Source organism: Rhodococcus koreensis, assembly GCF_900105905.1.
Taxonomy (GTDB): Bacteria; Actinomycetota; Actinomycetes; order Mycobacteriales; family Mycobacteriaceae; genus Rhodococcus_F; species Rhodococcus_F koreensis.
Window position 1 is genome coordinate 8,172,233 of the sequence record NZ_FNSV01000005.1, and the last position, 12,582, is coordinate 8,184,814.

The following is a 12,582-nucleotide window of genomic DNA, read 5'->3' on the forward strand; positions in this document are numbered from 1 at the left end:
TAGCGTTTCGCTCTAGTCGAGCAGCACTTGACATAACCGTAACCCTATGGTTGAGGTTGAGGCTTCAGACTGGGCTGATCTGTACGAAAGCGTGATACACACTCATGGAAGGCGAGAGCCGATGACGCCCCCGCACAACTACCTCGCCGTAATAAAGGTCGTCGGCATCGGCGGCGGCGGCGTGAACGCAGTCAACCGGATGATCGAGCAGGGACTCAAGGGAGTCGAGTTCATTGCCGTCAACACCGACGCGCAAGCACTGCTGATGAGTGACGCCGACGTCAAGCTCGACGTCGGCCGGGAACTCACCCGCGGGCTCGGCGCCGGCGCGGATCCCGAAGTCGGCCGCAAGGCCGCAGAAGACCACAAGGACGAGATCGAGGAAGTCCTCAAGGGCGCCGACATGGTGTTCGTGACCGCAGGCGAGGGCGGCGGCACCGGCACCGGTGGCGCACCGGTCGTGGCGAGTATCGCGCGCAAGCTCGGCGCCCTCACCGTCGGCGTCGTCACGCGCCCCTTCTCCTTCGAGGGCAAGCGCCGCGGCGGCCAGGCCGACACCGGCATCCAGTCGCTGCGCGAATCGTGCGACACCCTCATCGTGATCCCCAACGACCGCCTCCTGCAGCTCGGCGACGCCGCGGTCAGCCTCATGGACGCGTTCCGCAGCGCCGACGAGGTCCTGCTCAACGGTGTCCAGGGCATCACCGACCTCATCACCACCCCCGGACTGATCAACGTCGACTTCGCCGACGTCAAGGGAGTCATGTCCGGCGCGGGTAGCGCGCTGATGGGCATCGGATCCTCGCGCGGCGAGGGCCGGGCCATCAAGGCCGCGGAATCGGCGATCAACTCCCCGCTGCTTGAGGCGTCGATGGAGGGTGCGCGCGGCGTGCTGCTCTCGATCGCCGGTGGCAGCGACCTCGGTCTGTTCGAGATCAACGAGGCTGCGTCGCTGGTGCAGGAAGCCGCCCACATCGACGCCAACATCATCTTCGGCACCGTCATCGACGATTCCCTCGGCGACGAAGTGCGGGTCACCGTCATCGCCGCCGGGTTCGACGGCGGCACCCCCGCCCGCAGGCCGGTCGAGTCGGGTGCCGCCGGTCGCAGCGCCATCGGCGCCGGACGGGCGGGCGAGGTCGGACAGTCCGTCGAGCAGCAGAACAGCGAGCCGATGTCGGTGACCCGCGAGACGATCAGCTCGCACCAGAGCCCGAGCAGTCTGCCGCCGCTTCCCGGAAACGGGCAGTCCCGCGCGGTGCCGGTGTCCGACGAGGAGGGTGAAGACGAAGTCGACGTGCCCTCCTTCATGCGTCGTTGAGTTCGCCGACCGCCCCCGAGTTCAGGGTTCGCCGGGTCGTCACCACCCGCGCCGGAGGACACTCCGTCGCACCGTATGACACGTTCAACCTCGGTGATCACGTCGGCGACGATCCGGCCGCGGTGGAGGCGAACCGGCGCCGGCTCGCGGGCGAGATCGGCGTGCCGTTCGACCACCTGGTGTGGATGGAGCAGATCCACAGCCGCAACGTGACCGTCGTCGACGGGCCCACCGATACGCCGGTGCCCGCGACGGACGCGCTGGTGACGACGGTGCGGGGGCTCGCGCTCGCGACCCTCAGCGCCGACTGCGTCCCGGTGCTGCTGTCCGACGACGAGGCCGGGGTGATCGCCGCCGTCCACGCCGGCCGGATCGGCGCCCGCATCGGCATCGTTCCGCGGGTGCTCGACGTCATGGTGGAGCAGGGGGCGCGGATCGACCGGATCGGAGCGTTCCTGGGTCCGGCGGCGAGCGGCCGCCAGTACGAGGTTCCCGCGGCGATGCAGGCGGACGTCGAGAAGTTCCTTCCCGGCAGCGCCGTCCGCACTGCCAAGGGGACCCCCGGCCTGGACCTGCGGGCGGGTCTGCGGAAGCAACTGCTCGACGCGGGTGTCGCCGGAGTGGCGGAGGATCCGCGCTGCACCATCGAGGACCAGACGCTGTTCAGTCATCGCCGCCAGGCCCCGACCGGTCGGCTCGCGGCGGTGATCTGGATGGATACTGGGCAGGACAGCGTGTGACGACTGCCGGCGATGCCGGCGAGAGATTCGGTGTGGGAGTGGAAACGATGAGCAGGGTCGGGGACATCGAGGCTGCGCTCGGCGCCGTGCGCGCACGGCTCGACGCGGCATGCCGGGACGCCGGTCGCGAACCGTCGGAGGTCTCGCTCCTGCCCGTCACGAAGTTCTTCCCCGAATCGGACGCGCGGATCCTGTACGACCTCGGCTGCCGTGAGTTCGGGGAGTCGCGAGAGCAGGAGGCCACCGCCAAGATCGCGGAGTTCCGCACCGCGGTGACGGACCCATCGGTGCGGTGGCACATGATCGGGCATCTCCAGCGCAACAAGGCGAAGGCGGTCGCGCACTGGGCGTATGCGATCCACTCGGTGGACAGCGAACGACTCGTCGGCGCCCTCGGCCGCGCGGCGGCCACCGCATTGGAGGCGGGGGAGCGGCCCGCGCCCCTGCGGGTGCTGCTGCAGGTCAGCCTGGACGGTGACCCGCAGCGTGGCGGCGCCGCGATCGCCGATCTCGATCGCCTTGCCGCGCAGGTGCAGTCGTCGCCGGGGCTCGAGTACCGCGGACTGATGGCGGTTCCGCCGATCGACGCCGACCCGGACGCGGCGTTCGAGGAACTGCACAACATACACGCGAGGTTGCAGCGCGACCATCCGGATGCGACGGAACTCTCGGCGGGCATGACGAATGATCTCGAGCACGCTGTCCGACACGGGTCCACCTGCGTGCGTGTCGGAACCGCGCTGTTGGGTTCGAGGCCTATAACCTCGAAATAGATCGCTCAGGTGATCGCCAACCCGTCCACACCGCTGCGACCGGTCGCAGTTGGATCCTGTCCGCCGCGCCAAGGAAGGTCGATCAATGAGCAGTCTGCACAAGTTCAAGGCTTACTTCGGCATGGTTCCCCTCGACGATTACGAGGACGAGTACCTGGACGAGCCGGAACCTGCGCGCAGGCCCGCTCGACCGGCGCGCGACAGTGGACGCGATCCGTACCTCGACCGTGACGACCGTGACTTCGCCGAACCGGCCTTCAGCAAGGCCGCCTACGCGCCCGGTCGCCGGGACGACCTCGACGACGACTTCGACCGGTACGAGAGCCCCCGGCACTCGTCCCGGGTCGAACCCGTGGCCGTCCGGTCGGCCCGTCCGAGCGCGAGCGGTGCTGTGCGCGGCAGCACCCGCGGCGCGCTCGCCGTCGACACGCGCTCCGACCGGGTCGAGAGCCGTCGCGGACCCCTCTTCGACGAAGGTGGCCCTCTGTCCAAGATCACCACGCTCCGTCCCCGCGACTACGGGGAGGCCCGCACGATCGGCGAGCGGTTCCGTGACGGCACCCCCGTCATCATGGACCTGGTCGAGATGAGCAACGCCGACGCCAAGCGCCTCGTGGATTTCGCCGCCGGCCTGGCGTTCGCACTGCGTGGTTCGTTCGACAAGGTGGCCACGAAGGTGTTCTTGCTCTCACCTGCAGACATCGACGTGTCCGCCGAGGAGCGCCGCCGCATCGCGGAAACCGGCTTCTACAGCCAGAAGTAAGCCGGGGAGCGGGGGAAACGACCATCGGGATCCGAACGTCCGACACGACGCGAGCCGCGACGGCTGTGGCGCAGAACGCCCTGGCCACGCGGCTCGTTTTGATCGGCCGGACATTCTCAGGCAGAGTGAAGGTGTGGCCTTGTTCTCGGTGATCTACTTGATACTGTTTGTCTTTTGGCTGCTACTCATCGGCAGAATCATTGTCGAGTTCGTACGGACCTTCGCACGAGACTGGCGGCCAACCGGCGTCGTGGTCGTCATTCTCGAAGCGATTTTTACGGTCACCGATCCACCGGTCAAACTGCTTCGGCGGTTGATCCCCCCGATCAATCTCGGTGGGGTGCGGTTGGATCTATCCATCATGGTCTTGCTGTTCATCGTCTTCATCCTGATGTCGATCGTTCAGGGACAAGCGCGTGCCGCGGGAGTGGTGTGACAGAATGGACCCCATTGATCCAGTCTTGTTTCACCGTTACGTAGACTGCGCTGTAACTGAATGCTTGCTAGACCGCCAAATGACGCGTGAAGGGATCCTTCCATGCCGCTGACTCCCGCTGATGTGCACAATGTCGCGTTCAGCAAGCCACCGATCGGTAAGCGGGGCTACAACGAAGACGAAGTCGATGCGTTTCTCGACCTCGTCGAGCAAGAGTTGTCGCGCCTGATCGAGGAGAACGCCGACCTTCGGCAGCGAGTAGGGGAGCTCGACAAGGAGCTCGCCGATGCGAAGAAGGCTCCCCGCTCCACGTCCGCAGCACCGACTCCCGCCCCCAAGGCGGAGCCGGCGCGCGTCGTCGAGCAGCCCAAGGCTCCGGCGCCCGCTCCGGCTCCGGCCGCCGCGGCTGCCGCCGCCCCCGCCCAGGGCGCCGACGCTCACATGCAGGCCGCCAAGGTCCTGGGTCTCGCCCAGGAAATGGCAGACCGGCTGACGAGCGACGCAAAGACCGAGTCCGAGCAGCTGCTCGGCAACGCGCGCACCAACTCGGAGCAGCTGGTCGGCGACGCGCGGACCCGCTCCGAGACGATGATCTCGGACGCCCGCCAGAAGTCGGAAGCACTGATCACCGACGCTCAGACCCGTTCCGAGACCCAGCTGCGCCAGGCCAAGGAGAAGGCCGACGCGCTGCAGGCGGACGCGGAGAAGAAGCACACCGAGATCATGGCGACGATCAACCAGCAGCGTTCCGTGCTGGAGGGTCGAATCGAGCAGCTCAAGACGTTCGAGCGCGAATACCGTGTGCGCCTGAAGTCGTACCTGGAGTCGCAGCTCGAGGAACTGGAGCAGCGAGGATCCGCGGTTCCGGTGGACGGCGGTCAGGATTCGTTCGCGCAGGGTGGATCGCAGTCCAATTACAGCCAGTCCTACGCCAAGGGCAATAGCTGACTGAGCGCGCGGTAGTTGCCCAGCCAGCGGCCCGGATAGAGGTTGAGCCGTGCTGGTCGTGACACTCGCTTTTGCAGCGGTGGGGTTCGCTCTCCTTGTGGTGGCTCTCATGACCGGTTCGGTCGTGTGGGCCTGGGGATGCATCGTGGTATGTGTCGCCGGAGCGGTCCTGCTGCTCGTCAGCGCCCTCGCGGGTAAGAAGGCCGCGGTCGTGCCCCGGCAACCCGCGAGCGGCGTTCCCGGTGAGCGCGGTCCCGCAGCGGATACGGGCACGACACCCGGATCCGACGAGCCCGACTGAGTTGCCGTCCGGCGGTGGCGGCTAGACTGCATACAGCGAACAATTCAGTAACCGATTCGTGGCGACGATCCGGCCATCACCGGGGAGCCTTCGGAAGAACGGCCGGCACGCCGGCTCAGTAGAACCGAACGGGTGGGCCCGTCACAGCCCTGCACCGAGAGGCGCCCTCCGGGGTGCAAGCGGGGTGGTACCGCGGTGGTGACGCAGGAGGCGTCCCCGTCGTCCCCGTGCCGAGTACGTCAGGCACGAGGAGATCGCGGTGACCGACACCAGCAACGTGACCAGCAGCAACGAGTCGTACCCCAAGGTCGACTACGGCGTCTCCCAGGACGCCGGCGTCCGGTTCCCCCAGATCGAGCAGCGGGTGCTGGCCGGCTGGGACGAGGACGACACCTTCCGGGCCTCGGTCGCCCAGCGCGAGGACGCCCCCGAGTTCGTGTTCTACGACGGCCCGCCGTTCGCGAACGGTCTCCCGCACTACGGCCACCTCCTGACGGGGTACGTCAAGGACCTGGTGCCGCGGTTCCAGACCATGCGCGGCAAGAAGGTCGAGCGCCGATTCGGCTGGGACTGTCACGGGCTGCCCGCCGAACTCGAGGCGGAGAAGCAACTCGGCATCAAGGACAAGTCCGAGATCGACGTCATGGGTCTCGAGAAGTTCAACGAGTACTGCAAATCGTCGGTGCTGCGCTACACGGACGAGTGGCGCGACTACGTGACCCGTCAGGCCCGGTGGGTCGACTTCGACAACGACTACAAGACCCTGGACCTCGACTTCATGGAGTCGGTCATGTGGGCGTTCAAGGAACTGTTCGACAAGGGCCTGATCTACCAGGGCTTCCGCGTGCTGCCGTACAGCTGGTACGAGCAGACGCCACTGTCGAACCAGGAGACGCGGCTCGACGACGCCTACAAGATGCGCCAGGATCCCGCCGTCACGGTCGACATGCCGCTCCGCGGTGAGGGCCCGCTCGACGGCGCCAACGCCATCATCTGGACCACCACCCCGTGGACGCTGCCGTCCAACCTCGCCGTCGCAGTGCACCCGGACATCGACTACGTGCAGGTCGCGGGCGGCGACGGGAAGCGTTACGTGCTCGCGAAGGACCGGCTGGGGCATTATGCCCGCGAACTCGGCGAGGCGCCGGAGGTGCTGTCCGAGCACAAGGGTTCCGAGCTCGTCGGGCTCAGCTACGACCCGCCGTTCGACTTCTTCGCCGGCCACGACAACGCGCACGTGGTGCTGTCCGCCGACTACGTGACCACCGAGTCCGGTACCGGAATCGTGCACATGGCACCGGCTTTCGGTGAGGAGGACTACGACTACTGCGTCCGCAACGGCATCGAACTGGTGCAGCCGCTCGATCCGGGCGGCAAGTTCACGGCAATGGTGCCGCCGTACGAGGGTCTCCTGGTGTTCGACGCGAACCCGGTGATCATCAAGGACCTCAAGGCTGCTGGAAAGTTGCTGCGGCACGAGACGATCGAGCACTCGTACCCCCACAGCTGGCGCAGTGGACAGCCGCTGATCTACATGGCGGTCCCGTCGTGGTTCGTCGCGGTCACCAAGTTCCGCGACCGCATGGTGGAGCTGAACCAGGACATCACCTGGGTGCCCGAGCACATCCGCGACGGACAGTTCGGCAAGTGGCTCGAGGGTGCCCGCGACTGGAACATCAGCCGCAACCGGTACTGGGGCAGCCCGATTCCGGTGTGGGTGTCCGACGACCCGGCGTATCCGCGCACGGACGTGTACGGCTCCCTCGACGAACTCGAGCGTGACTTCGGGGTGCGGCCGACGGATCTGCACCGCCCGATGATCGACGATCTGGTGCGCCCGAACCCGGACGACCCGACCGGGAAGTCGATGATGCGGCGCGTTCCGGAGGTCCTCGACTGCTGGTTCGAGTCCGGGTCGATGCCGTACGCGCAGGTGCACTACCCATTCGAGAACCGGGAGTGGTTCATCGGGGCGAGCGGAGCGACGGGGGATGACACTGCGCATTTCCCGGGCGATTTCATCGTCGAGTACAACGGGCAGACCCGCGGCTGGTTCTACACGCTGCACGTCCTGGCGACGGCGCTGTTCGATCGTCCCGCGTTCAAGACCGTTGCGGCCCACGGCATCGTCCTGGGCGAGGACGGCCTGAAGATGAGCAAGTCCAAGGGCAACTACCCGGACGTCAAGGAGGTGTTCGAGCGCGACGGCTCCGACGCCATGCGCTGGTTCCTCATGTCTTCGCCGATCCTGCGCGGCGGAAATCTCGTCGTCACCGAGCAGGGCATCCGGGAGGGTGTCCGGCAGGCGCTGCTGCCGCTGTGGAACGCGTGGAGCTTCCTGCAGTTGTACGCGCCGACGTCCGGTGAGTGGCGCACGGATTCGACGAACGTCCTGGACCGGTACATCCTCGCGAAGCTGGCAGGCACCCGGGACGTCATCACCGACGCGCTCGAGACGAACGACATCGCCGGGGCGTGCGACGAATTGCGCACGTTCTGCGACGCGTTGACGAACTGGTATGTGCGGCGGTCGCGTTCGCGGTTCTGGGACGAGGACGCCGAGGCCGTCGACACGCTGCACACGGTGCTCGAGGTGGTCACCCGGCTTGCCGCCCCGTTGCTGCCGCTCATCAGTGAGGTGATCTGGCGGGGGCTGACCGGCGGACGGTCCGTGCATCTCGCGGACTGGCCGGCCCAGGGTGAACTGCCCGCGGATGCGGAGCTGGTGTCGGCGATGGACGAGGTGCGGTCGGTGTGCTCGACGGTGCTGGGTCTGCGCAAGGCGCAGAACCTGCGGGTGCGGCTGCCGCTGCCCGAGGTGACGGTCGCGTCCGAGGACGCGGAGCGGCTGCGCCCGTACCTCGGTCTCATCGCCGACGAGGTCAACGTCAAGAAGGTCGACCTCACCACCGACGTGGACGTGCACGGCCGCTTCGAGCTCGTCGTCAACGCGCGTGCCGCGGGGCCGCGGCTGGGCAAGGACGTGCAGACCGTCATCAAGGCCGTGAAGGCCGGTGACTGGTCGGAGAATTCGGACGGCGTCGTCGTCGCCGCGGGGATCGAATTGCTGCCGGAGGAGTACACGCAGCGGCTCGTCGCCGCCGAACCGGAATCCACGGCGGCCCTGCCCGACGGGGCCGGTCTGGTGGTCCTGGACTCGGCGGTCACCGAGGAACTCGAAGCCGAGGGCTGGGCGAAGGACCGGATCCGCGAGTTGCAGGACGCGCGCCGCGCGGCCGGGCTCGAGGTGTCGGATCGGATCACCGTCGTCCTCGACGTGCCCGCGGAACGGCGGGACTGGGCGCTCGCGCACCGGGAACTGATCGCGGGCGAGATCCTCGCCGTCGAGCTGGAACTGGCCGAAGCGCCGGGCGATGCCGTCGAACTCGGTGAGGGTGTGCGGGCGGCGATCACGAAGGCGTGACCTGTCGGACCGGGCGGGTATTTTGCACCAGGTGAGTCGTCGGTGGGTGCTGCACCTCGACATGGACGCGTTCTTCGCGTCCGTCGAGCAGCTCACCCGGCCGACGCTCCGCGGCCGCCCGGTTCTCGTCGGTGGTCTCGGCGGACGCGGTGTCGTCGCCGGGGCCAGCTACGAGGCGCGGGTGTTCGGCGCGCGGTCGGCCATGCCGATGCATCAGGCCCGGAGGCTGGTGGGCCCGGGTGCGGTGGTGCTGCCGCCGCGGGGCCGGCTGTACGGCATGCTCAGCAAGTCCGTGTTCGACGCGCTCCGCGGGCCGATGCCGGTGCTCGAGCAGCTGTCGATGGACGAGGCGTTCGGCGAACCCACCGAACTGGCCGGAGCGGATGCGGCCGCGGTGCAACGCTATTGCGAGGGTCTGCGGGCCCTGGTCCTCGGGGAGACGGGGCTCGTCGCGTCCATCGGGGCCGGGTCGGGGAAACAGGTGGCCAAGATCGCGTCCGGTCTCGCCAAACCCGACGGGATCACGGTGATTTCGCCGGACGAGCAGCACGCGGTGCTGGACGAGCTTCCGGTGCGGAAGCTGTGGGGCATCGGCCCGGTCGCGGAGGAGAAACTGAAGCGGCTCGGCATCGAGACCATCGGCGGTTTCGCGCGGACCCCCGAATCGGAGGTCGCGTCGATTCTGGGCACCACGATCGGACCGGGCCTGCACCGGTTGGCGCAGGGCATCGACAATCGGCCGGTCGCCGAGCGTGCCGAGTCCAAACAAGTCAGTGCGGAGACGACTTTCGCCACCGACATCGTCACGATGGCGGAACTGCGGGGCGCCGTCGAGTCGAGCGCGGCGTCCGCGTTCGTGCGCCTGCAGAAGGACGGCCGGGCCGCGCGCACGGTGGTGCTGAAGCTGAAGAAGTCGGACATGAGCATCGTGACGCGTTCGGTCACGCTGCCCTACGCGACACTCGACCGTCAGATTCTGGTCGCGGCCGCGCAGCGTCAGGTGATCGACCCGATCGAACTCGGGCCGGTGCGTCTGGTCGGGGTGGGGTTCGCCGGACTGTCGACGGTGCGCCAGGGCTCGCTGTTCCCCGAACTGGACCTGGACGTGCCGGGATACCAGGAGTCGAAGATCACGGAGGCGGCCGGTGACGACGGCCTCTCCGAGCCCGTCCCGGCACCCGCCCGGGCGATCGACACCCGGTGGCATCCCGGTCTCGACGTGGCGCACCCGGACTTCGGCCACGGCTGGGTGCAGGGTGCCGGGCACGGTGTCGTGACCGTTCGATTCGAAACGCGCACAACGGGTCCGGGAAAGGCCCGCACCTTCAAGGAGGACGACGGGCAGCTCGAACCGGCCGATGTGGAAGGCTCGCTCGCGTGACCGGACCCGCCGCCCGAACGAGGGAGTGGAGACCGGCTCCACGAGAAGGTAGCCTCGGGCGCTGATGCCTACCCTTGGGTAATGTCGCCCGGGTAGCGAACGAGCTCAGATCGTCCGAGAACGAACACCGAGAATGAAGAGGTTATTGAGTTGAAGCTTCGTAAGATCACGGTTGCCGGAGTTGCAATCGCCGCAGCCCTCACGATGTCCGCGTGTGGCTCCGACGAGGGCGACACGGCGGCCAAGACCACGACGACGACTTCCGCAGCTGCCGAGACCTCGGAAGCCATCGAGGTGCCCACCGCGGCCGATCTCAACGCGCTTCTGGTGCAGGGCCTCGACCCGGCGACGCCGCTCGAGGTCAAGTCCGCGATGGTCGAGGGCTCGGAGCAGGATCCGGAGCTCATCAACCAGGTCGCCGCGGCCGCCAAGGCCAACAACGCCGAGGTCACCGTTCTCGACCCGGTCATCGACAACGGTGACGGCACCGCCAGCGGCCAGCTGCAGCTGACCGTCAACGGCCAGGTCCAGCAGGGTGGCGTTCCGGCCATCTTCGTTCCCGGCGAGAACGGAACGTGGAAGCTGTCGAAGATCACCGCATGCCAGATCGTGTCGCTCGCGCAGCTGACCTCGCCTGCATGCCCTGCCTGATTCCAGGCCGAACCGTGCGGTCCTGACGGATCGCCGCGTTCCCGCACCGATGCCGGTGTCCCCTCGGGGACGCCGGCATCGGTCGTCTACGGGGGCCGGGTCAGCCGGCGGGTGCGGGCGCGAGCTTCGCCACGGCGGTGCTCGTCAGGCCGTTCAAGACGCCGGCGTCGATCGGGTCCTGTCCCGTCGCGACCAGTTGAGTGACGGTGGTGCCGACGACGACCACCACCACGTCCGAGACGAGACTGACGCCCTCGCTGGTGGTGACGAGCCGGAACGCCGTCGACGCGTCGCCCGCGGGCTGCTGCTCGCGGCCCCCGATCCGGTACTGCACCTGCACGCCGTCGGCGTCCGTGCCGCTGTACTGGGTGCATCCCGGCAGCCGCTCCTGCACCGCGGCGAAGGCCTGGGACGCATCGGCGCCGGTGGCGTAGCTCGCCGCGTCCTGGTCGATGGTCGCGAAGCCCGGGCCGGTGAACCAGCCGGACGCCGAGGCCGCCGCTCCCGCGCGCTGGTCCGCGACCGGTGACAGCACCGCGCCGCAGTCCGCGGGATCCGTGCTCGACTTGTCGGATTCCGCCGACTCCGACGCCGGCGGCAACCCCAGATCGTCCTCGGGATCGGGCACCGGGGTGAATCCGACGGGAAGGTCGCCGACGTCGAGGAGCGCCGCCTTCAGCGCGGCCTGATCGGCGAACGGTGTACCCGCCGCGTCCGGCGCGGCGGTCACCACCGGACCGAGCGGCTCCAGCGCGGTGGCGTCGCCCGCGTCGCCGGACGCGTTCGACGAGCACGCCGACAGCGCGAGCACGGCCAGCAAGGAGCAGGAGGCGGCGACGGGTCCGCGGCGCATCAGGAACCCCACCGGACCGAGTTCGACGTGGTCTGGTGCAGGCGGGTGGCGCCGTCGGGGTCGCTGTACTGCTGGTCACCGCCCACGGTCACGGTCCCGGACACCGGCAGCGGCAGACCGAGGTCGACGGTCATGGTGCCCGAGCCCTGCATCACGTACTGGTCGACGTTCAGCGTGCCTGCCTCTCCGGGCAGTTCCCACACGGGCGACTTCGGCTTCTGGTCGATCGTGTAGTCGACGGTGAGGCGGTTGCCGTCCCGCGCGGTCAGGGTGGCCACGGTCGTCTGGTCGAGGGCGATGCCGCTCATCACCTGCTGGCGGATCGTCCACTGGGCGCCCACGCCGACCGGTTCCGCCGGAAACGGGACCGTGCGGTACACGGCCTGGTAGAAGGCCTGCTCGATCGCGGAGCGGGCGATGTCCTGGGACTCGGCGTCCGGTCGCAGGCGCAGCGCCGTGATCGCACCGGTGGGATCGACGGTGAAGCCGGCGCCGGAACCGGCACTGGCTTCGAGCGCACTGCCGAGGCGGCCGTCGGGGCTGGTGACGTCGCCGAGCGTGAGGTCGACGGTGGTGCCGCCGTCCGCGTCCTCGGTCGCCCGGCCGAGGGCCGCGGTGAGGGGGAGCGTCACCTGGGGGGAGGAGAAGTCCTGGGCGGGCTGGTCGTCGATCTGCTGGAACACCTGCGCGTCCGTGGTCAGCTGGACGTCCTGCGTGACTCCCGCCGGCGGTCTCCGCGAGATCACCTCCCGCGGTTCCTCGCCGGGCTGGATCAGTTCGACGGTGGTGGCGGAGATCGGGACGGTCACTTCGGCGGGAGTGGACGTGGACCCTGCGGGGGTCGACTCCGAGGAGTCGCCGTCACCTCCACACCCGGCGGTCAGAGCGACCAGGGAGAGGGTTGCGGCGAGTAGGCAGAATCCGGGTCGCAGAGCTTTCGAGAACAGTGGCACGACCCCAGGCTAGTGCGCGCGGGAGCGCGTGAACGGAG

Annotated in this window: 12 protein-coding genes; 10 read left to right on the plus strand and 2 right to left on the minus strand. The window is 68.3% G+C overall.

The annotated features are described in order from the left end of the window. Window positions 1–121: 121 nt before the first annotated feature. The 10 genes from ftsZ to BLV94_RS41885 all read left to right on the plus strand — a co-directional run bounded on the left by ftsZ (window position 122) and on the right by BLV94_RS41885 (window position 10,738). Window positions 122–1,321: a cell division protein FtsZ gene (gene ftsZ / locus BLV94_RS41840; protein WP_072945355.1), complete on the plus strand. Its 1,200-nt coding sequence runs from the start codon at window positions 122–124 to the stop codon at window positions 1,319–1,321. Continuing rightward, on the plus strand, window positions 1,318–2,061 hold the full coding sequence (gene pgeF, locus BLV94_RS41845) for a peptidoglycan editing factor PgeF (protein ID WP_072945353.1): 744 nt from the start codon (window positions 1,318–1,320) through the stop codon (window positions 2,059–2,061). The genes ftsZ and pgeF overlap by 4 nt, the downstream gene beginning before the upstream one ends. 47 nt (window positions 2,062–2,108) lie before the next feature. After that, window positions 2,109–2,834: a YggS family pyridoxal phosphate-dependent enzyme gene (locus tag BLV94_RS41850; RefSeq protein WP_072945411.1), complete on the plus strand. Its 726-nt coding sequence runs from the start codon at window positions 2,109–2,111 to the stop codon at window positions 2,832–2,834. Between the two features lie 85 nt (window positions 2,835–2,919). Beyond that, on the plus strand, window positions 2,920–3,597 hold the full coding sequence (locus BLV94_RS41855) for a cell division protein SepF (protein ID WP_072945350.1): 678 nt from the start codon (window positions 2,920–2,922) through the stop codon (window positions 3,595–3,597). 133 nt (window positions 3,598–3,730) lie between these two features. Then, complete coding sequence (locus tag BLV94_RS41860) at window positions 3,731–4,033, plus strand: YggT family protein (RefSeq protein WP_072945348.1); 303 nt, start codon at window positions 3,731–3,733, stop codon at window positions 4,031–4,033. 102 nt (window positions 4,034–4,135) lie between these two features. Continuing rightward, the gene (gene wag31 / locus BLV94_RS41865) at window positions 4,136–4,981 is read left to right on the plus strand and encodes a DivIVA-like cell division protein Wag31 (protein WP_072945346.1); all 846 of its coding nucleotides are present in this window, start codon (window positions 4,136–4,138) and stop codon (window positions 4,979–4,981) included. 49 nt (window positions 4,982–5,030) lie between these two features. Next, the gene (locus tag BLV94_RS41870; RefSeq protein ID WP_072945343.1) at window positions 5,031–5,282 is read left to right on the plus strand and encodes a hypothetical protein; all 252 of its coding nucleotides are present in this window, start codon (window positions 5,031–5,033) and stop codon (window positions 5,280–5,282) included. Between the two features lie 259 nt (window positions 5,283–5,541). Further along, window positions 5,542–8,706 carry an isoleucine--tRNA ligase gene (ileS, locus tag BLV94_RS41875; protein WP_072945341.1) on the plus strand — a complete coding sequence of 1,055 codons (3,165 nt, stop codon included), beginning with the start codon at window positions 5,542–5,544 and terminating at the stop codon, window positions 8,704–8,706. A 31-nt stretch (window positions 8,707–8,737) separates the two neighbouring features. Then, window positions 8,738–10,087, plus strand: coding sequence for a DNA polymerase IV (locus BLV94_RS41880; RefSeq protein WP_443096528.1), 1,350 nt, complete (start codon window positions 8,738–8,740; stop codon window positions 10,085–10,087). A 150-nt stretch (window positions 10,088–10,237) separates the two neighbouring features. After that, window positions 10,238–10,738, plus strand: a complete 501-nt coding sequence (locus tag BLV94_RS41885; RefSeq protein WP_012688046.1) for a WKL family lipoprotein — start codon at window positions 10,238–10,240, stop codon at window positions 10,736–10,738. Window positions 10,739–10,838: 100 nt separating this feature from the next. Here the strand turns inward: BLV94_RS41885 and BLV94_RS41890 are convergent, their stop codons facing one another. Further along, window positions 10,839–11,591, minus strand: a complete 753-nt coding sequence (locus BLV94_RS41890) for a sensor domain-containing protein (RefSeq protein WP_072945408.1) — start codon at window positions 11,589–11,591, stop codon at window positions 10,839–10,841. Beyond that, window positions 11,591–12,544: a hypothetical protein gene (locus tag BLV94_RS41895; RefSeq protein WP_072945336.1), complete on the minus strand. Its 954-nt coding sequence runs from the start codon at window positions 12,542–12,544 to the stop codon at window positions 11,591–11,593. The genes BLV94_RS41890 and BLV94_RS41895 overlap by 1 nt, the downstream gene beginning before the upstream one ends. Window positions 12,545–12,582: the final 38 nt, after the last annotated feature.

What these genes read in the sequence shown, in the direction of transcription:
- ftsZ (WP_072945355.1), top strand. Translation starts at nt 122, where the DNA reads ATGACGCCCCCGCACAACTACCTCGCCGTAATAAAGGTCGTCGGCATC.
- BLV94_RS41850 (WP_072945411.1), top strand. Translation starts at nt 2,109, where the DNA reads ATGAGCAGGGTCGGGGACATCGAGGCTGCGCTCGGCGCCGTGCGCGCA.
- BLV94_RS41855 (WP_072945350.1), top strand. Translation starts at nt 2,920, where the DNA reads ATGAGCAGTCTGCACAAGTTCAAGGCTTACTTCGGCATGGTTCCCCTC.
- wag31 (WP_072945346.1), top strand. Translation starts at nt 4,136, where the DNA reads ATGCCGCTGACTCCCGCTGATGTGCACAATGTCGCGTTCAGCAAGCCA.
- BLV94_RS41890 (WP_072945408.1), bottom strand. Translation starts at nt 11,591, where the DNA reads ATGCGCCGCGGACCCGTCGCCGCCTCCTGCTCCTTGCTGGCCGTGCTC.